Origin of the sequence: Leminorella grimontii (assembly GCF_039789245.1) — a bacterium.
In the GTDB taxonomy this organism is placed as follows: domain Bacteria; phylum Pseudomonadota; class Gammaproteobacteria; order Enterobacterales; family Enterobacteriaceae; genus Leminorella; species Leminorella grimontii.
On record NZ_CP146357.1, the window covers coordinates 655,147 to 674,507 of the forward strand.

General features: G+C 55.7%; 13 protein-coding genes. 10 read left to right on the forward strand and 3 right to left on the reverse strand.

Annotation, left to right across the window (positions count from 1 at the left end):
* The first annotated feature begins 3 nt into the window (after positions 1-3).
* Together V8L73_RS03190 and trhA are read left to right on the forward strand one after the other, a co-directional pair.
* Positions 4-1,212 carry a hypothetical protein gene (locus V8L73_RS03190; protein ID WP_347254101.1) on the forward strand — a complete coding sequence of 403 codons (1,209 nt, stop codon included), beginning with the start codon at positions 4-6 and terminating at the stop codon, positions 1,210-1,212.
* 210 nt (positions 1,213-1,422) lie between these two features.
* Positions 1,423-2,070 (forward strand): PAQR family membrane homeostasis protein TrhA, encoded by a 648-nt coding sequence (trhA, locus tag V8L73_RS03195; protein ID WP_261832678.1) that lies wholly within the window; start codon positions 1,423-1,425, stop codon positions 2,068-2,070.
* Positions 2,071-2,131: 61 nt separating this feature from the next.
* Here trhA and ygfZ read toward each other — a convergent pair whose 3' ends face one another.
* Complete coding sequence (gene ygfZ, locus V8L73_RS03200) at positions 2,132-3,127, reverse strand: tRNA-modifying protein YgfZ (RefSeq protein ID WP_347254102.1); 996 nt, start codon at positions 3,125-3,127, stop codon at positions 2,132-2,134.
* 281 nt (positions 3,128-3,408) lie between these two features.
* Here ygfZ and sdhE point away from each other — a divergent pair, with 281 nt between their 5' ends.
* From sdhE to creD, 5 genes are all read left to right on the forward strand, one after another.
* Positions 3,409-3,675, forward strand: a complete 267-nt coding sequence (gene sdhE / locus V8L73_RS03205; RefSeq protein ID WP_027275568.1) for an FAD assembly factor SdhE — start codon at positions 3,409-3,411, stop codon at positions 3,673-3,675.
* The gene (locus V8L73_RS03210; protein ID WP_027275567.1) at positions 3,647-4,078 is read left to right on the forward strand and encodes a protein YgfX; all 432 of its coding nucleotides are present in this window, start codon (positions 3,647-3,649) and stop codon (positions 4,076-4,078) included. The genes sdhE and V8L73_RS03210 overlap by 29 nt, the downstream gene beginning before the upstream one ends.
* 53 nt (positions 4,079-4,131) lie before the next feature.
* Complete coding sequence (gene creB / locus V8L73_RS03215; protein ID WP_036024358.1) at positions 4,132-4,812, forward strand: two-component system response regulator CreB; 681 nt, start codon at positions 4,132-4,134, stop codon at positions 4,810-4,812.
* Positions 4,809-6,239 (forward strand): two-component system sensor histidine kinase CreC, encoded by a 1,431-nt coding sequence (creC, locus tag V8L73_RS03220; protein WP_027275565.1) that lies wholly within the window; start codon positions 4,809-4,811, stop codon positions 6,237-6,239. Before creB ends, creC begins: the two co-directional genes overlap by 4 nt.
* Before the next feature lie 98 nt (positions 6,240-6,337).
* Positions 6,338-7,858, forward strand: coding sequence for a cell envelope integrity protein CreD (creD, locus tag V8L73_RS03225; protein ID WP_347254103.1), 1,521 nt, complete (start codon positions 6,338-6,340; stop codon positions 7,856-7,858).
* Positions 7,859-7,928: 70 nt separating this feature from the next.
* On the opposite strand, the gene fldB is transcribed toward creD, so the two are convergent.
* The gene (fldB, locus tag V8L73_RS03230) at positions 7,929-8,447 is read right to left on the reverse strand and encodes a flavodoxin FldB (RefSeq protein WP_027275563.1); all 519 of its coding nucleotides are present in this window, start codon (positions 8,445-8,447) and stop codon (positions 7,929-7,931) included.
* Between the two features lie 315 nt (positions 8,448-8,762).
* Between fldB and xerD the strand changes: the two genes are divergently transcribed.
* The 3 genes from xerD (at position 8,763) to recJ (ending at position 12,249) form a co-directional block, all read left to right on the forward strand.
* Complete coding sequence (xerD, locus tag V8L73_RS03235) at positions 8,763-9,644, forward strand: site-specific tyrosine recombinase XerD (protein WP_134389250.1); 882 nt, start codon at positions 8,763-8,765, stop codon at positions 9,642-9,644.
* Between the two features lie 40 nt (positions 9,645-9,684).
* Positions 9,685-10,422, forward strand: coding sequence for a bifunctional protein-disulfide isomerase/oxidoreductase DsbC (gene dsbC / locus V8L73_RS03240; RefSeq protein ID WP_027275561.1), 738 nt, complete (start codon positions 9,685-9,687; stop codon positions 10,420-10,422).
* A 93-nt stretch (positions 10,423-10,515) separates the two neighbouring features.
* A complete protein-coding gene (gene recJ, locus V8L73_RS03245; RefSeq protein ID WP_027275560.1) occupies positions 10,516-12,249 on the forward strand; it encodes a single-stranded-DNA-specific exonuclease RecJ in 1,734 nt (577 codons plus the stop codon).
* 40 nt (positions 12,250-12,289) lie between these two features.
* Here the strand turns inward: recJ and V8L73_RS03250 are convergent, their stop codons facing one another.
* On the reverse strand, positions 12,290-18,817 hold the full coding sequence (locus V8L73_RS03250) for an autotransporter outer membrane beta-barrel domain-containing protein (RefSeq protein WP_347254104.1): 6,528 nt from the start codon (positions 18,815-18,817) through the stop codon (positions 12,290-12,292).
* Positions 18,818-19,361: the final 544 nt, after the last annotated feature.

Below are 19,361 nucleotides of genomic sequence, written 5' to 3' on the forward strand. Positions count from 1 at the left end.
TCTATGCCGGTTGTTCTTAAGGATATTCCTTGTGAAAAGCTTCCCGCCTCGTCTCCTAATCCGCTTTTTTGGGGTTTGCTGCTTGTATTGGCCATGCTGTTTAATGCCGCCGTTGTGCTGCTCTGCTGGCCGCAGGGGCAGACAGCAGAGGGAAGTCAATTTTGGTTCTTGCTTGTAGGGCCTGCGGCTTTAGGGTGGCTTGTGGCGATGTTGGCCCGGTCACTTTACTGGACCGTTGAGCAAAAATTTATTGATGATTTTAATCAACAGCGCAATGCTCGAATTCAAAAAGAAATTGCCAGAGGTCGGCGCTTTTTGTACATCCTTGACGATGCCTCAATTGTGGCATCGCACTCGGGTGACGTTGGTAAATTTCAGCCAGAAGGAAAAGCCGTGCTGGCAGCCAGAGAAACGCCGCAGGGGCAGATTATCAGGCATACGCCGTTGCCGAGGGAAGGAAGTACGGAGGTCGATTTTCTCCTGACGCTGTTCCAGCGGCTTTTGTTTGATATGGACAAAGGCATTCGTCGTTTGCCGACAGACTGCGTTTTATACGTATCGCTTCAGGTGAATACGCTGCTCTCCTCAGAGGAAGTCAGACAGTGCTGGTCTGAGGCCGGCGAGACGAGTTTGCCTCACCGAAAGGTGGTGCTTCAAATGGAGAAGAATGGGCTCGCGGCAGTGGATAACTGGTTGGATAATTATTATGACGATGTTGCCGCGCTCCTGATCGTATCCGTACAGCTGAATCAGTCTGCGGTTCCTCTGCCGGAGAGCGCGGAAGCCGCTGTCGGCGTTTTATTCACAAATGTACCTATGTTTGAAGGCGACTTAGCGCTGTTGCACCGACCAGAGCACAGCAATGCCGATGATGTTGAAACGTCTATTTCACAGGCATTGATTTGGGCTAGGGAAGATGAGCCCTATAATGTAGAAACGCTGTGGATGTCCGGTTTGGATCAAGAGGGAAAGGGAATTGGCCTGTGGATGCGGGCTTTGGAATCCCCGACGTTAAAAAAGCTTCAGCAGATAAAGCGCAAAGACGTCGACAGGCTTATTGGAAATGCGGGGCTAGCGTCATCCTGGCTTGGTGTTATTGCCGCTCGTGAAGGCGCTTTGGCGACGAGGCGCCCTCAGATAGTGCTTTCACACCTTGAGAATGCCTCGCGGCCACGGGCATGGATAAGCGTCGTTTCACCTACATCGTGTTGATAAAACGTATAGCCGATGGCTTCAATGTCGTTTCCGAATTATGAAGGTAAATCCGATATTCTTCGACTCAGTTTCCTTTTCCCATTTTTACATAAAAATTTCAGCTTACATGTGTACACTGAAATAATTCTCATATAAGCTGGCATTCGTTTCCTGCGCGTCGGCCGCTGTTGCGACCGTCGTTTTTCTTCCGGCTTGAGGGGCATCTCTATGTCTTCAACAGTTAAACAGGGGTATTCGGTTGCCGAAGAGATTGCCAACAGCATAAGCCACGGCGTTGGTCTTATTTTAGGCATCGTCGGGCTGGTGCTGTTATTGACCCAGGCCGTTGCCAATGAGGCAGGGTCGCTTGCTATCACTAGCTACAGCCTTTACGGCGGCAGCATTATTCTGCTTTTTCTCGCCTCTACGCTCTATCACGCCGTTCCCAATCAGGCCGCCAAGCGTCGGCTTAAAGTTTTTGACCACTGTGCGATTTACCTTTTGATTGCAGGAACCTACACGCCTTTCCTGTTGGTAGGGTTGAATTCTTCGCTGTCGCGAGGCCTGATGGTCGTTATCTGGAGCCTGGCGCTGATTGGCGTGATTTTTAAGCTGGCGTTTACCCATCGCTTTAAGGTGGTATCGCTTGTTACCTATTTGGGTATGGGATGGCTGTCGCTGGTCGTGATTTATCAGATGGTGACGACGCTATCGGCGGGGGCGGTTAGCCTGCTGGCCGTGGGTGGGATTGTTTATACGCTGGGCGTTATCTTCTATGTCAACAAGCGCATTCCCTTCAATCACGCGATTTGGCACGGTTTTGTGCTGGGAGGCAGCGTGTGCCACTTTTTGGCTATTTATCTCTATATTGCCTAGCAATGCAAAAGTAAAGGAAGCGCCGCGATTTTTAACCGGCCAAAAATCTCGGCGCCAGGCGCTACTTTTTCTCTTCTTCCAGCGAATAGGGAAGGGCGCGAATAGCCAGGCTGCTGGTGGCGTCTTCCCTCACGCGAAGCACTGAATCGGCTTGCAAATCGTTATTCAACACCGCCTGAACCCGCAGCGAACCGTCGGCCAGCTTTACTGACGCCAGTATCGTACCGGTGCGCCGCCAGTTTTCCCCCAACTGAAGCTCCAGTTCGTCTCCAACCTCAGGTTGAGAAAGCGCTTTGCCTTCCAGCCAGTACATGGCGCGCTTGTTAGCGCCGCGGTACTTGGCTCGCGCCACCATTTCCTGACCGGCATAGCAGCCTTTGGTAAAGCTGATGGCGTCGAGCGCCTGCAGGTTGACGGCCTGGGGTAAAAATTCGCCGCTGGTGGCCGCGTCGATAGCGGGCAGGCCGGCTTCGATGTCCAGCGCCAGCCACTGGCGGCTGTCGTTCAGCGCCGCTTTGCCCAAAAGGGCTGAGTACAGGCGATCGGCTTCCTGCTGAGGAGCGACGATAAGGAAGCGCTCTGACGGCGTGGGGATATAGAGCAGCGTTACGTTACCAACGGATATCGACGATGACTGCGCGTCCGGCAGGGTTGGATAAAGCGCGCTTAGCGCTTCTCGCGCGCCTCTGCCCGCAATCCCCAGCAGTAAAAGGTCACTGCGCCGTTCAATGCTGACCTTTGAGAAAACGGCGTACTTCTTCAGTTCGGCCATTTGCTGTTCACATACGCTGGCGCGTTGGATGTAAGCGAGGGTTTCACCATAGTGGAACAGGCGCAGCGCGCTCCAGGTTTTTCCCTTGGCGTCGCAGTGTGCGCTGAGTTCGTGCTTTTGAGGCTCCAGCGCAAATACGTCGGCGGTAATCTGCCCCTGAAGATATTTACGGTCGTCTTCTCCCGCGACGGCAACCAGCGCCCAGTCTTCCAGCGATATTAGGGTCAACGGCAGGTCGGATGAAGAAGATGCGAACTGTGACGGAAGTGGGGATTTGTAGATCATGAGAACTCCGGCATAAACAGGTCTGGGATACGGGCCGAACCTTTGAGAACGCTGTTGAATCAGGGCGTTGGTTCGGACGTTTCAGAATGCTTTCAAGATAAGCCAAAACGGTCGCCGACGCCAGCGTCGCGGCGACGGCCCTTTGCCGTTTTTAGGTAAAAGCGCTGCTATTTCGAGCAAATCCGCAAATATAGGCTAAGTTTTGTGTGTACTCTTTCACTAATTCTAAGCAAATTGTTAAGCTACGCCTTCGAGCGATAACCCTATAAGAGTATGCATTTATGGACATTAATAACAAAACCCGCATCCACTGGGCCTGCCGTCGCGGTATGCGCGAACTGGATGTCGCCATTATGCCCTTCTTTGAACATGACTACGACGCGCTGTCTGAGTCCGATAAGGAGACGTTCGTCAGGCTTCTGGACTGTGAAGACCCTCAGCTTTTTCGTTGGCTGATGAATCAGACCGTTCCCGAAGACGTAGACTTTGCGCGAATGATCAAAATGATCCAGGTAAAAAATGCAGAACGCCGTTCTTTGGAAGAGTGATATTCGAATATCTTGGAAAAGCCAATGCGTTTCGTTGTTAATTCACGGGGCGCTGATACTGTTGGTGCTTTTATATCCATGGAACGACGGCTATTGGCCCGTCTGGCTCTCTTTAGTGACGCTGGTCATCTTTGACTGCCTGCGCAGCCAGAGGCACATCCAGCGGATGCAGGGGGAAATGGCGCTGCTTAAAAACGGCGTTTTTCAATGGCATCGCGAAGAATGGCGCATCAAGGGGCGTCCGATGATGCTAAAGTGGGGCGTTTTCCTCACGATTCAGGCCACCGCAGGGAGGCGAAACAGGCGTCGGCTTTGGCTGGCGGTGGACAGCATGGATCAAGAGTCGTGGCGCAGCCTGCGTTTTCACCTGCAGCAGCTTGAACGGCAGCACGATAAACGGTAAAACATCGGGTTGGGAGACTCACTGCCTTATGCCCGTAATGAAGGATCGCGTTTATGTCCGTAATTTGGCTCGTAGAAGATGAAGTAAGCATCGCCGATACGCTTATCTATACGCTGGAAACCGACGGTTTTGAGGTTCGCTGGTTTGAGCGGGGCGAACCCGCGCTGGCGGCGCTTAATCAAGGGCGACCGGCGCTGGCCATTTTGGACGTCGGCCTTCCCGATATCAACGGCTTCGACCTGTGCCGCAGAATGCTGGGGCAGGTGGCGGACCTTCCGCTGATTTTTCTGACCGCGCGCAGCGAGGAGCTTGACCGCATCGTCGGGCTTGAAATCGGCGCGGACGACTATATTCCCAAACCCTTCTCTCCCCGTGAAGTGAGCGCTCGAGTGCGCACTATTTTGCGCCGTCTTGAAAAACAAAAGCGGCTTCTGCCCAGCTACGGCGCGTTTGAGCTGGACGAAGAAGGGGCGACCATCACCTTCCACAGTCAGCCGCTTTCGCTGACGCGCTATGAGTTTCTGCTGCTCAGAACGCTTTTAAAGGCGCCTCGCCGCGTGTTTTCCCGCCAGCAGCTGATGGACCTCGTCTGGCAGGATGCGGAAGAGAGTCTGGATCGCACGGTGGACACTCATATCAAAACCCTGCGGGCCAAGCTTCGGGCGGTCAACGAGAACGCGAATCCTATTCAAACCCACCGCGGGTTGGGATACAGCCTGAGCCACAACGAATGAGGATTGGCTTTCGCCTGCTGCTGGGCTTTTTCATGATTGTCGCCGTCGCCGGCTATTTCATCATGAACATTTTCGTGCAGGAAGTTAAGCCGGGCGTGCGTCGCACGACGGAAGGCATGCTGGTAGACACCGCCAACCTGCTGGCCCAGATAGCCGAGCAGGATATCCGACACCATAGCCTGAGCCAGGGCTATCTGATCCAGGCCTTTCGAGATATCAACAGTACGCCTATTGGCGCGAAGATAGACAACGTCGTAAAAAACCGCATGGAGTATCGGGTTTACATCACCGATGAGAAAGGCATCGTTATTTTTGACTCCACCGGTGAGGCGCTGGGGCAGGACTACTCGCGTTGGAACGACGTCTATCTGACGCTAAGAGGAAAATACGGCGCGCGAAGCACTCGTCTGAACCCCAACGATGAAAGCAGCACCGTTATGTACGTGGCGGCGCCGATCCGCTCCGAAAGCGGCAAAATTATTGGTTCGCTGACCGTCGCCAAGCCCAATGAATCAATGCAGCCGGTTATCCGCCGCAGCGAGCGGCGCATTGAAATCGCCGGCGTGATGCTGCTGGGCATAGCGTTAACGATAGGCGCTATTTTCGTCTGGTGGATTAACCGCTCCATTTCCCGGCTGGTGCGCTACGCCAAAGAGGTAGCGGACGGCGGCGCGCCGACGCTTCCCCGCGTGGGCAGCACCGAACTCAACAGCCTGGCGCTGGCGTTGGAGAGCATGCGCGTCAAGCTTGAGGGTAAGGACTATATCGAGAAATACGTCCATACGCTGACCCATGAGCTGAAGAGCCCGCTGGCGGCGATCCGCGGCGCGGCGGAAATCCTGAAGGAGTCGCCTCCACAAGCGGTGGCCCAGCGCTTCGTCAACAATATCTCCCAGCAAAACGATCGCCTGCAGCTTTTGGTTGACCGCATGCTTCAGCAGGCTCAGGTGGAAAATCGCATCCGTCAGGAGCTGTCGCTGGTGGATTTAGCGCAGGTGCTTAACGGCGTGATAGCCGCCAAAGAAGCGCAGTTTACCCATCGCCACGTGACGCTAAAAGTAGATATCGCCTCTCCGGTCAGCGTGCGCGGCGATAAGCTTCTTTTGGAGCAGGCTTTCAGCAACCTGTTGGATAACGCGTTGGACTTCACGCCGGAAGGCGGCGCGATCTCGGTGCTTGGCGAGGTTATTGATAAACGCTATCGGGTGGCCATTGTCGACAGCGGTCCGGGGATCCCTGAATACGCGCTGGATAAGGTGTTCGATCGCTTCTATTCGCTGCCCCGGCCGGACAAGGGGAAAAGTACCGGGCTTGGGCTAAGCTTTGTGCGTGAAGTGGCTACGCTGCATCAGGGAACCATCTGTCTGGAAAACGACGAGAGCGGCGGCGCCAGAGCGGTGTTTGTTTTGCCGATTAAAGAGAAATAGCTAAAGGCGCGCTTCACGCCGCCTTCACACAACGACATCTTCCTTTCACTTTGAGCTTTTACTCTGCGCGCCATACTTGGAAAACGGAGTGACTGGGGATGTCCAACCATACCGCGCTATTTTTAAAACTATTTGCACTGTTTATTTTTACTCTGATGATGCTGATCCCTATCGGCATGATCCTCAGCCTTATTGACAGCCGTAACGACTATCAACAGAGCGTCATCAACCGCATTCAGGACGGCACCAGCGCGGAACAGACCGTCGTAGGGCCGGTTATCGCGGTTCCCTATACCCGATATCAAAAAGGGCTGGACGATAAGGGCGTGAGTAAAACGGTGGCCGTAGAAGGCGTTCGCTACTATCTTCCTTCCCTTCTTACCGTAGACGGTAACGTCAACGTTGAGCCGCGTAAGGTCGGTATTTATCAGGCGCAGGTATACCAAAGCGAATTGGTTTTTAAAGGCGCGTTTACGCCTCTTGATCTGACCAGCAATAAGTCCGTCAGCTACGGGGCGCCGTACGTCATCGTTGCGCTGTCGGACTCTCGGGGCATTACGCGCGTGCCTGAAATTCAGTTTGCCAAAAAGGCGGTCGCCTTTGAGGCCGGAACAAACTCTTCCCGCTTCTCGCAGGGGGTCCACGCGCCGCTGTCGGGCGATATGCTAAGCGGCAGCGAGCCGATAAGCTTTGAGTTTACGCTGGCCCTTCAGGGTAGCGGCCATCTGGCCGTGATGCCGGTAGGGGAGTCCTCAACGCTGAACCTGAGCGGAAACTGGCCCCATCCCAACTTCCTCGGGCAGTTCCTGCCGAAGCAGCGGGTGGTGAACGAAGATGGCTTTACGGCAACGTGGGAAAGCAGCTGGATAGCCAATAATATCAACAACAATTTTATCGGCTATGACTATCAGTCTATGGATGCCAGAAGGTATAGCGAAGACGCTTACGGCGACGCTCAATATGCCAGAACCTCACTTGTCAGCTCGGGCTTACCGGCATTCAGTACCAGCTTTATTGAACCCGTTAACCACTATCAGCTGAATACGCGCACGGTGAAATACGCCGTTTTGTTTATCGGCCTGACGTTCGTCGCCTTTTTCCTGTTCGAAGTGCTGAAGTCGCTGTCTATCCACCCAATACAGTATCTGCTGGTCGCGGCGGCGCTGACCGTTTTCTACGTTATCCTGTTGGCGCTGTCGGAGCGCATCGGATTCGCCTGGGCTTACAGCATTGCCGCCGTTAGCTGTTGCAGCCTGATTGGCTTCTACTTAAGCGCCGTGCTTCGCGGCGCGGTGCGCGGCATCGGTTTTGCGCTAGGTCTGCTGCTGCTCTACGGCGTGCTGTACCTGCTGCTGCAGTCGGAGGACAACGCGCTGCTGCTTGGCGCAGTCCTGCTGTTCGTTGCGCTGAGCGCGGTGATGGCGCTAACCCGCCGCCTTGACTGGTACCAGGTTGCGGGGCGATCTTCATCGCCCTCATTGAACCGGAGCCCGGCGCCTTCCGGCGGAGGAGCGTCAGCACCGCAGGAGGAGACGGCTTCCGAGGGGGAGCGGGAGAAGGGAACCCACTGCCATAGCGAAGAGCTGGCTGAGAGAAGAAAGTATCGGTTATGGAAATAAAGGAAAGATTACGCCATTTGCATGTAGCGTAAACGGCGCCCCTCCCGAATGGGAGGGGATTCAAACGGCACTACAGGAGCGCCGCCGCTTCTTCCAGAATCTGCTCGCACCAGTCGGCGATCCGCCCTTCGCTGAGTTCGTACTGAACCACGTCGTCAAGCGCCAGCCCTACGAAGCGCTGCCCGTCGGGCGCGACGGCCCTTTGGCTGGTAAACTGATAGCCTTCCGTCGGCCAGTAGCCGACAAACTTGACGCCCAGAGGCTGTAGATGGTCGTGCAACATGCCCAGCGCGTCCAGGAACCACTCGCCGTAGCCCTCCTGATCGCCCATGCCGTAGAGCGCCACGATTTTTCCGTTCAGATCGAGCCGTTCGATTTGCGACCAAACGCCGGCCCAGTCCTCCTGAAGCTCTCCGAAATCCCAGGTGGGAATCCCCATAATCAAAATGGGATACTCTTCCATCAGGGTAACGGGCGCGTCTTTGACGTTGTGTAAGTCAACCAGCTCTTCGCCAAGAACGTCGCGGATTTTTTCCGCCGCCATTTCCGTATAGCAGGTGCTAGAGCCGTAAAAAAGGCCAATTTTCATCGTTGGTTTCACTTAACTGTCATGACTGAACGGTGGGAAAGTATACCAGATAGGGTATGATCGGACATATACTCGTCATACTTCAAGTTACAGGTGCGTTGGCTGCGCTCGCTCACCCCAGTCACTTACTTATGTAAGCTCCCGGGGATTAATGAGAGGCTCCTGCCTCTCACCGGAGGCCAGCCTTCGGCTGGTCAAATTCGTTCCCGACGAATTTGTCACTCCCTTGCCGCCTTCCCGTAACTCGAATTATTTAGAGTATAATGAACAAAATCGTTTGTAGCAGTAGGGGGAAACGTGTCGCAGGATAACGCGATGCTGACGGAGCAGTTTCTTGATGCGCTCTGGCTTGAAAGGAACCTGGCGGAAAATACGCTGGCGTCTTATCGTCTGGACCTCCGGGCGCTCAGCGAATGGCTGGCGGCGCACGATCTGTCGTTTATCAACGCTCAGCCGGAAGATCTGCAGGGGTTTCTGGCCGATCGCATGGACGGCGGCTATAAGGCAAGCAGTTCGGCCAGAATGCTTAGCGCCATGCGCCGATTTTTTCAGTATCTGTATCGTGAAAAGGTGCGCACTGACGATCCGTCCGCGCGGCTGTCGTCTCCCAAGCTGCCCCAGCGCCTGCCTAAGGATCTGACGGAAAAGCAGGTCGAAACGCTGCTGCAAACTCCCGGTACGGAAGATCCGCTGGAGCTTCGGGACAAGGCGATGCTGGAAGTGCTCTACGCAACCGGCCTTCGGGTCTCTGAGCTGGTGGGGCTTTTAAACGGCGACGTCAGCCTTCGTCAGGGCGTAGTACGAGTGACGGGGAAAGGCGACAAGGAGCGGCTGGTTCCTCTTGGCGAAGAGGCGGTTTATTGGCTGGAGCGCTATTTGGCCTACGGTCGCCCCTGGTTGATCAATAACGGCTCTGTGGATATTCTGTTTCCCAGCCGACGCGGACAGAAGATGACGCGCCAAACTTTTTGGCACAGGATAAAGCACTACGCCTTACTGGCGGGAATTGACAGCGAGGCGCTTTCCCCGCACGTACTGCGCCATGCTTTTGCTACGCACTTATTGAACCACGGCGCTGATTTACGTGTCGTACAGATGCTATTAGGGCACAGCGATCTGTCGACCACCCAAATTTATACGCATGTCGCAACCGAACGGTTGAAACAGTTACATCAACAACATCATCCGCGCGCTTAGCCGGATGTCGAAGGGATTCGAACTTCTTAAAGGAAAGAAAATGAAAAAAGGTTTCTTACTACTCACCCTGGCGCTGACGGCGTTTTCATATACCGCCTCGGCGGACGACGCGGCCATCAAGCAGGCGCTGGGGCAGAAGCTTGGCGCGACGGAAGTGGATATCCTGCCTTCTCCTATTGCCGGCCTGCAAACGGTGCTGACTGAAGGCGGCGTGCTGTACGTTTCCAGCGACGGTAAGCATATTTTGCAAGGGCCGATGTATGACATCAGCGGGCCAATGCCGGTGAACATCACCAACGAACAGCTGGCTCCGATCCTGACCAAGCGCTTAGACGCCCTGAAAGACGAAATGATCGTGTATAAAGCGCCGCAGGAAAAATACGTCGTGACGGTATTCACTGATATCACCTGCGGCTACTGCGCCAAGCTGCATAAAGAAATGCAGGGCTATAACGATCAGGGCATCACGGTGCGCTATCTGGCCTACCCGCGCCAGGGCGTAGATTCGGAAGCAGAGAAAAACATGACCTCCATCTGGTGTGCGCCGGATCGCATGGCGGCATTCGACAGCGCCATGGCGGGCAAGGCGATTAAGCCTGCGACCTGTAATATCGACCTTAAGCGCCACTACATGCTGGGCTCCCTGTTCGGCATTCAGGGCACGCCGGCTATCATCCTTGACGGCACCACGGTGCAGCCGGGCTATAGCGCGCCCAGCGAACTGAAGGCGACGCTGGATGCTTATGCGGCCCACAAGAACGCGAGCAAGGCTCAGTAATCGAGACAGTACGTTACATTTATCCGCCCGTCGGTCAGCTTTTTGGCTTACGGGCGAGATGCTTTTGAACACCACATTAAATCGTTGTAGCCAATGACCAATAAAACCCAGCTTCGTCGTCGTCCTCAGGTGGACGGCAGCTTTCTGCCGTCGACGCTCTCCCCGCTGCTTAAGCGCCTCTATGCCTCTCGCGGAGTGACCGACGCCGGCCAGTTGGAAAAGGGGGCCAAAGGCCTTCTGGGCTATCAAAGCCTCGTCGGCATAGACAGAGGCGTAGAGCTGTTGGTTCAGGCCCTTCACGAACAAAAGCGGATTGTGATCGTCGGCGATTTCGACGCCGACGGCGCAACCAGCACCGCGCTAAGCGTGTTGGCCTTGCGCAGCATGGGCTTCTCGCACGTTAAGTATTTGGTGCCCAACCGTTTTGAAGACGGTTACGGCTTAAGCCCTGAAGTGGTTGAGCAGGCCGCCAAACTTGGCGTGGATCTTATCGTTACGGTAGACAACGGCATCTCTTCCCACGCAGGGGTGGACTGTGCGCATGAAAAGGGCATTCAGGTGCTGGTGACCGACCACCACCTGCCAGGCGATACGCTGCCCGCCGCGGAGGCGCTGATTAATCCCAACCTCAACGACTGCGAGTTTCCGTCAAAGTCGTTGGCGGGCGTCGGCGTCGCGTTCTATTTGATGCTGGCGCTGCGCGCCCGGCTAAGAAAAGACGGCTGGTTTGAGCTTAAGGGCATTACAGAACCGAACCTGGCCGAGCTGCTGGATCTGGTGGCGCTGGGCACCGTGGCCGACGTAGTGGCGCTGGACGCCAACAACCGAATTTTGGTCCATCAAGGCCTTAATCGGATCCGCGCCGGGCAGTGCCGTCCGGGGATTCGGGCGCTGCTGGAGGTGTCCGAAAGAGACGCGCGCAGGCTGACGGCGAACGATTTGGGATTTTCTTTAGGCCCCAGGTTAAACGCCGCGGGTCGTCTGGACAATATGTCCGTCGGCGTGGAGCTCCTGCTGTGTGACTCCATGGCCGACGCCCGCGCGATGGCAAGCGATCTCGATGCGTTAAACCAAACCCGGCGTGAGATAGAGCAGGGGATGCAGGTTGAAGCGCTGCAGCTGTGCGAGGAGCTGGAGCAGCGGGAAGAATCTCTGCCCTACGGGCTGGCTATTTACCATCCCGAGTGGCATCAGGGCGTGGTGGGCATTCTCGCTTCCCGCATCAAGGAGCGCTTCTATCGTCCGGTTATCGCTTTTGCGCCCGCTGGCGACGGCGTGCTCAAAGGCTCCGGCCGCTCCATTGCCGGTCTTCATCTGCGCGATGCGCTGGAGCGTCTGGATACGCTCTATCCCGGGCTGATGTTGCGCTTTGGCGGCCACGCCATGGCGGCGGGGCTGTCGGTTGAGGAGAAATGCTTCGACGAGTTTCGCCAACGCTTTGCCGAACTCATCGCCGACTGGCTTGAGCCTTCCGCTCTGGAGGGCGTTATCTGGACCGACGGCGAGCTGGAAAGCCAGCTTTTAACGCTGCAAACCGCCGAAGAGCTGCGCGAGGCTGGGCCATGGGGGCAGGCCTTCCCCGAGCCGACGTTTGACGGTTCGTTTAAAATATTGCAGCAGCGCCTTTTAAAAGACCGCCACCTGAAGGTGACGGTTGAACCCGTTGGCGGAGGCGCGCTGCTCGACGGCATTGCCTTCAACGTCGATACCACCCTGTGGCCGGACCCGAGCGTGAAGGAAGCGACCATCGCCTACAAGCTCGACGTTAATGAATTTCGCGGCAACCGCAGCGTACAGCTGATGATTCAGCACCTGTGGGCGAAGTAGCTGCCGACGGCCCGCAGGGCGGGCCTTTTTATCCCCTTTCTTACCAACTTACGCTAAACCCTAACTGCCCGCCCCACGAGGTGGTTTTTGGATCGTCAAGGGAGTGCGCGTAGCTGCCGGAAGCGGAATATCCCAGGTTTTCATTGGCCTGATAGGTGATGCCAACGGTGGCCTCACCCCAGGTGCCGCCGGAAGGTTGGGTCAGCTTGGCCGAGTATTTTCCACTGCCGTCGACGGAATAGGTTGCCGCATCCCCCATAAACTCATGCCATACGTCGGTTCTGGCCCAGGTCCGCAGATAGTGCGGCTTTTCGTCGCCGCTTTCGGCAAACGACCAGTCGCGTCTGAAGTGCAGGCCGGTGCGGGCGCGAAGCGAATCGTTCTGCTTAAAGCTAAAGTTGCCGTATTCGTCCTTGGCATCGTCTAGAGAGATGTGCTGATAGGCTATTTGTGCCTGAGGCTCTATAAGCAGCCCATTGCTGAAAGTAAACGAGTACCCTCCTTCGACCGAGCCCAGAAGGCCAATACCGCTGGTGGAGAAGGATTCACCGTATTTAGAATCAGCGTCGATATCGTAATAGGTGGTTTGTAGTACCGTATCCGTATACCAGCTCTCTTCCCCAAGGTGCGTCCAGTATAGTCCCGCGCTGTAGGCCTTCGTTGTGGTTGAGCCTGCGTCCAGACCGCTGTCGTGGCTAATTGTCGTATCGATATCGCCATAGCCCAGATAGAAGCCGACGCGATCTACCGATGCGTCAATTCCTTCGCGATGGTAAACGTCGTAGCCCAGCTGTAGCCCATACAGCGTGGAATCATAGGCGGGGCCGTTTTTATTAATGTTGGTTGAGTCGCGCTCGGTTTTTTTGCTCAGAATGCGACCCCAGCCGTCGGAGAGATAGCGGGCGCGTTCCTGCCTGATAGAAGGCGCAGAGGCTTCCGGGCGACACTGGCCGGAAATCAGCAGGTCGACTTCTTCTTTGGGCGTTAATCCCTCTTTTTGACACAGCTTTCCTCCTGCCTGCGTTATCTGAGGCGGGGGCGCATATTCACGCTGCGACCCGAATCGAGTATCGAGAGAGCCCAGCATGGTATAACCATAGTCGTTGGCAACCGAAAAGACCGACGAAGCAAGCACAATCTCCGAACGGTAGTCGGTATTTAAATACCAGTTGTTATTTGTCGGATTGTACTTCAGCGCGTAGTCCGATACGCCGAACAGCTGGCGCTCGCTGGACAGGCGGAAAGCGTTAGGGTCGGAATTGCCGAGACTTTCAACGACCAGTACGGTATTTTTGGGGGCAATGGCGGTATTTTCACCTATATGATTGATCTCAATCGTCGTTGCGCCACCGGCGCCCAGCCTGGCGGAATCTATCACCATAACGTCGGAGAAGGCGGTATTTTGGGCGTCGTCAATTTTCATGTTGGCAATAATCCGACCGCCGTTGGCAATGAAAATGCCGCCGCCGTTTTTTCCCGGCGTATTTCCGCCGGTAATGACCAGCGAGCTGCCGACGTTTTTAGTGCCGCCCGTAAGGTCAATGACGCCTGAGTTATCGAACAGGCTAACGCCCAGCAGTTGGCCCTGCGTCAGGATCTCCGTGCCGGCATAGCTTGAAGACAGATCCGCCGGGACGTAAATATCGCCTGCGCTGCTTGGCCTGACGGCATAGTTGGCGGCGTTTGCCAGCGTGAGCGTACCTCGATTAATAAACGCGTTGTTGCCGCTGCGGCCCATATCAACGGTGGCGATGCCCCAGCTGTCCCGCGCTCCATCTCGATCGCTATCGGCGTAGTTTCGAAGCAGGAAATCGCCGCTGTTGTTGAGGATATTCGCGGCGGAGCCGAACTGCGCCGAACCGGTAAAGCGGCCATAGTTGTTGACCGTTACGCGTCCCGCGTTTGCCGTGGAATAAACGACGCGATCGCCGGTGGCATCGACCAGGCCGTAACTATTGACCGTGAGCCGCGTTTGCTCGTCGTCGCGTGAACTGCCAAGCCCAATGCCGAACGAGTGGCCGCCGTGAACGGTCGCCGACTCACTGATGTAGATGTTGCCGACGCCAGACAGCGACATTCCAACGCCTCCGGCCCCTTGCCCTGCGTTGATAAAGCCGCTGGCGAGATTGATTTCCCCTACGACGTTTTCATTGCCGGTAGTCAGGTCGTCAACCCAGATGCCAACGCCGGTGGGCGCAACGGTGGAAGATACCGGGGCAAGCGTAATCGTCCCCATGCCGTACGTTACGCTGGCTTTGCCGCTTGCCCCCGCGGCGGCGTAAATGCCGTGATGCGTTCCGCTGCTGGCGATTTGTCCGGCGAAAATATTATTGGAGGCTGAAACCGTCAGGTTTCCAGCGCCGGCCGCGGCGTGTATTCCGCTGCCGTCCTGGGCGTTAATGATGCCGCTGCTGCGAACCAGATAGTCATCAACCGCGTAGTCGCTTTCAGAAAATATCCCGTGCCCCTGAGAATTAATCTGGGCGACGTTTTCTACTAATAACCGTCTTGCCGAAGCGCCTGAGGTTGACTGCAGCCGCGCGCTCATGCCGCGCGCGCCGTCGCCGTAGGTATCTATCGTACCTTCGTTGCGCATTTTGATATCGCCCACGGCCGTTTGGGCGTGCATGCCGTGGGAAGATTCGCCCTCTGTTGCGATCGTGGCGCCGTTATAAAGCCAGCTGGTTCCTCGGTTTGATGACGTCGCAATGCCGTAAGCGCCGTCGCCTTCGGTCATTATCTGGCCTTCGTTCATGGCAGACAAACCGCCTCCGTCCATCTGGGCAAAGATGCCGTGACCGCCGCTGCCTTTGGTGGCGATCTCGCGTTGATTAAGCGCTTCGCTTTTACCGTTGAGGCCGATAGCGGCAATCCCGACGGATGACGCGCCGCCTGTGGCTACGTGGCCTTGGTTAACCGCCGTCGCCGTGCCGCTGTCGGTTTGCGCAAGCATGCCGTAGGCGCTGTCGCCTTCCGTAATCACGGTTTTGTCATCCAAATTTATCGCCAGCGCCTTCGACTGCTGGCTAAAGGCAGACAGGCCGTTCGCGCCGTGGCCGTGGGTGGTCACGCCGTTCTGATTTTGAGCCAGCGCGTCGCCCTGAACGCTGAATGCGTATGCGCCGCCGCCGCCGTTTCCTTTGGTCGTAATTTCACCGTCGTTAACGGCTTTTGCATCACCGTATTGGTTTACCGCGCTTAGGCCGTACCCACCCGATCCAAACGTTTCTATGCTTTGGCTGTTATAGGCTAGCGCATGTCCGCTATCGCTTAGGGCGCTGACGCCGCGAGAGCCGTCGCCGTGGGTGATTACGCTGCGATCGTTTATCGCCCGAGCGCCGTTGTTTTTGCTGTAGGCGTGGATGCCGTAGCTGTTATTGCCTTTGGTTTCAATGGTGTTAGCGTTTTGCGCAAGCGCTTCCAGGTTTGAGCTGGCGACCAGGCCATAGCTGTTGTCGCCATGAGTGATAATAGTGCCTGCGTCATCGTTATAAGCGTAGGCGTTAGCGCTTTGCGTGACGGCATTAACGCCGTAGGCGTTGTCACCTTGGGTTTCCACGCTGCTTTGATTTATGGCGTTAACTTCACCGAGCCGGCTTTCTGCATTCAGACCGTAGCCGCCGTTTCCGTCCGTGAGGATAATGCCTTTATTAAGCGCCTGAGCCTCGCCTTTATCGCTGAGCGCCTTGACGCCATAGGCGCTCTTGCCGTGGGTTTCCACACGGCCTTCATTGGTTGCCAGCGCTTTGACATTCGTGCTGTGCGCATGCAGGCCGTAGCCTTCCTGGCCGTACGTTTCTACTTTGCCGTCGACGTCGTTGTAGACGCTCGCATCGCCGTCCTTGCTAGACGCGCTGACGCCGTGAGCCTGTGTTCCCTCTTTTGCCGCAGAGGCGCCGTTAGCCAGCTCGCTGCCCGTAAGAATATTCCCTTTATTGATCGCGACGGCTTTATTGCTCTGACTTTGGGCGTTAAGACCATCGGCTTTGTTACCGGCGGTAGTGACTGACCCCGCGTTTTCCGCCTGAGCTTCACCGCTGACGCTGCGGGCCGTTGCGCCCATTGCTCCGTGGCCTGTTGTGACTATTTGGTTTAGGTTCTGGGCAGCGGCGGTTTTTTGCGTACTTTGGGCAAACAGGCCGTGAGCGTCACGGCCTGCCGTACTGATGGCGCCGTTGGTATCGTTGATGGCATATGCCTCGGCGTTTTCGCTGACGGCATAGGCGCCAACGCTATCGTCTCCCGCCGTTGTTATTGAACCAAGGTTATTCACAAATGCCGTTTGATGCGTGCTTTGAGCGTATGCGCCGTGAGCGTTTACTCCTCCGGTTACGATAGTCGCGCCTTTATCATTTGTTGCGCCGGCTTTCTCATAGGCGCTGACCGCGTTAAGACCGCTAGCGTCATTGCCTAACGTTGAGATTTTTCCCTGATTGAGCGCGGTCGCTCGTGAAGTAATGCTAAAAGCGTTGACCCCGTGCCCTTTATCGCCGGAGGTATTTATTTCTCCGTCCACGGTGTTTACGCCTTCGGCATCGCCCAGCAGGCTAACCGCGCTGGCGCCGTGAGCCTGCCAGCCCTCCGTTTTGATAGAACCGGCGTTAGCCACGCTGGCCTGTGACGTCAGGCTGAAGGCCAGCAAACCGTGAGAGAGGTGGCCCTTGGTCGTGACGTTGGCGCTTTTGGCATTGAAGGCGCTGGCGGAAGAAAACAGAGATACTGCTTTTGCCCCTATTGCGGCAGTACCGGCGGTGTTGATATTGCCCTGATTGGCGGCCGTTGCGCTGTTGATAAGGCTAATGGCGCTTAGTCCGTGGGCCATCAGGCTGGCGGTAGAAATACGGCCCGTAGCGGCGTTAGTGGCCGTTGCGCTCCCCGTCAGGCTAAAGGCGCTGGCGCCGTGCCCTAAAACGCTTAGCGGTCCGGTTGAAATTTCACCGGCGTTTTGCGCAGTAGCAGAACCTATCAAGCTAACGGCGCCCAGGCCGTGGCCGAGCGGGCCGTTAACCGAAATTTTACCGCCTTCGACATTGGAGGCCGAGGCGTTGCCCAGTAGGCTAAAGGCCGAAGCGCCGTGCCCTAAAACGTTAAGCAGGCCGGTGGTTATGGTTCCCTGATTGGTCGCTGTTGCTTCTCCGAGCAGGCTAACGGCGCTTAGCCCATGGCCCAGCGGGCCGTTGACGGAAATAGTTCCCGTCTCCCCATTCGTGGCGTCTGCACGCCCCAGTGCGCTGAAGGCGCTAACCCCGTGGCCTAAAACGTCGAGTACGCCCGTGCTAACGTTACCGTGGTTTTCTGCCGTGGCGTTTCCCGCAATGCTGATGGCGCTGGCTCCATGGCTAAGGGGGCCATTGAGGTTCGTTTCAGAACCCTGTTCATTAACGGCTTTCGCGTTTCCCATGATGCTAATCGCGCTGGCGCCGTGGCCGAGAACGTTTAATATGCCGGTAGAAACCTTGCCGCTGTTTTTGGCCTCAGCACTGCCTAAAATAGAAATCGCACTTGCGCCGCTGCTCAGGGGGCCATTGAGGCTGGCGGTGCCGCTGTTTTCAGCGCTGGCGTTGGCCATAATGCTGATAGCGCTGGCGCCGTGGCCGAAGATATTCAGGACGCCGGTGGAGACGCTGCTGCTGTTTTTAGCCTCAGCGCTGCCTAAAATAGAAATGGCACTTGCGCCGCTGCTCAGGGGGCCATTGAGGCTGGCGGTGCCGCTGTTTTCAGCGCTGGCGTTGGCCGTGATGCTGATAGCGCTGGCGCCGTGGCCGAAGATATTCAGTACGCCGGTGGAGACGCTGTCGCTGTTTTTAGCCTCGGCGCTGCCCAAAATGGAAATCGCGCTTGCGCCGCTGCTCAGGGGGCCGTTGAGGCTGGCGGTGCCGCTGTTTTCAGCGCTGGCGTTGGCCATGATGCTGATAGCGCTGGCGCCGTGGCCGAAGATATTCAGTACGCCGGTGGAGACGCTGCCGCTGTTTTTAGCCTCGGTGCTGCCCAAAATGGAAATCGCGCTTGCGCCGCTGCTCAGGGGGCCGTTGAGGCTGGCGGTGCCGCTGTTTTCAGCGCTGGCGTTGGCCATGATGCTGATAGCGCTGGCGCCGTGGCCGAAGATATTCAGTATACCGGTGGAGACGCTGCCCTCGTTTTTGGCTACGGCATCGCCCAAAAGGGCAATAGCGCTGGCGCCGCTGCTCAAGGGGCCGTCGAGGTTGGCGCTGCTATAGTTCGTGGCGGTCGCTTTGCCGGTAAGGCTGACGCCGCCCGCTGCGTGGCTAAAAATACTGGTTACGGGATGGAAAACCGGGCTTCTGTTTTCCTCATTAGCGTCGAGCAGGTAAACATTTCTAATGGTGATAAAACCAAGATTGATGTCCGTTTTTAACAGGTCTAAGAGCGGATTGCCGTATGGCGCCGCGTGAGGGGCCGTCTCCATTTGATTTTGTATTTGTGCCGCGTCTGCACAGGCGCCTGTCGACGATATTGCAGGAATGCACTCTTCGGCAATGGCTTTTAGCGGAAATAGACTGCCGGCTATAGCGATGGTTAACGCTTTTTTTAAATGGAGGTGCGCCATAATAGGGTCCATCCTAAAATAAAGTTAATTTGGTTATAAATATTGGATTCGTGTTATTTATAGGCGTTTTGATGAAATTTAATAACGATGATTAATAATTTAGAAAGTCTGCTTTTATGAAATTGAACTGCTGTGGCCCGTACGGCAAGGCCGTATGCGTTTTATTGAAAGTATATTGAAAGGGATGTTAGCGGTTTAATTATTAAATGAAAAGTGAGATGGTTGCCTATTTATTTTATTCTTCCCTTGTTTTATTTTCTATAAGCTAAAGTTTCTAATTAATTAAGTTTTAATTTATTTATTTTTAAAATCAATCCGGCTGATTGTTTATAATATTCGACGTTTAGGTATTAACCTTTCGCTATACGCCGCTTCCCGCTGGGGCGGTTTGTATAGGCAGCGGCAGAGCCCGTATTTTTTCTTTCGTTTACCCGGCGAAAAGGGCGCGGCGTTTGGAAGGAAGGCCGTAAAAATCTGGGAAAACGGCTATATTCCCCAGGCCAGATCCGCTAGAATTACACGTTTGTAGAAAATCCAGTCAACG

Bases quoted from the DNA above. Each gene is read 5' to 3' on its own strand.
- V8L73_RS03190 (WP_347254101.1), top strand. From the start codon at position 4: ATGCCGGTTGTTCTTAAGGATATTCCTTGTGAAAAGCTTCCCGCCTCG.
- trhA (WP_261832678.1), top strand. From the start codon at position 1,423: ATGTCTTCAACAGTTAAACAGGGGTATTCGGTTGCCGAAGAGATTGCC.
- ygfZ (WP_347254102.1), bottom strand. From the start codon at position 3,127: ATGATCTACAAATCCCCACTTCCGTCACAGTTCGCATCTTCTTCATCC.
- sdhE (WP_027275568.1), top strand. From the start codon at position 3,409: ATGGACATTAATAACAAAACCCGCATCCACTGGGCCTGCCGTCGCGGT.
- V8L73_RS03210 (WP_027275567.1), top strand. From the start codon at position 3,647: ATGCAGAACGCCGTTCTTTGGAAGAGTGATATTCGAATATCTTGGAAA.
- creB (WP_036024358.1), top strand. From the start codon at position 4,132: ATGTCCGTAATTTGGCTCGTAGAAGATGAAGTAAGCATCGCCGATACG.
- creC (WP_027275565.1), top strand. From the start codon at position 4,809: ATGAGGATTGGCTTTCGCCTGCTGCTGGGCTTTTTCATGATTGTCGCC.
- creD (WP_347254103.1), top strand. From the start codon at position 6,338: ATGTCCAACCATACCGCGCTATTTTTAAAACTATTTGCACTGTTTATT.
- fldB (WP_027275563.1), bottom strand. From the start codon at position 8,447: ATGAAAATTGGCCTTTTTTACGGCTCTAGCACCTGCTATACGGAAATG.
- xerD (WP_134389250.1), top strand. From the start codon at position 8,763: ATGCTGACGGAGCAGTTTCTTGATGCGCTCTGGCTTGAAAGGAACCTG.
- dsbC (WP_027275561.1), top strand. From the start codon at position 9,685: ATGAAAAAAGGTTTCTTACTACTCACCCTGGCGCTGACGGCGTTTTCA.
- recJ (WP_027275560.1), top strand. From the start codon at position 10,516: ATGACCAATAAAACCCAGCTTCGTCGTCGTCCTCAGGTGGACGGCAGC.
- V8L73_RS03250 (WP_347254104.1), bottom strand. From the start codon at position 18,817: ATGGCGCACCTCCATTTAAAAAAAGCGTTAACCATCGCTATAGCCGGC.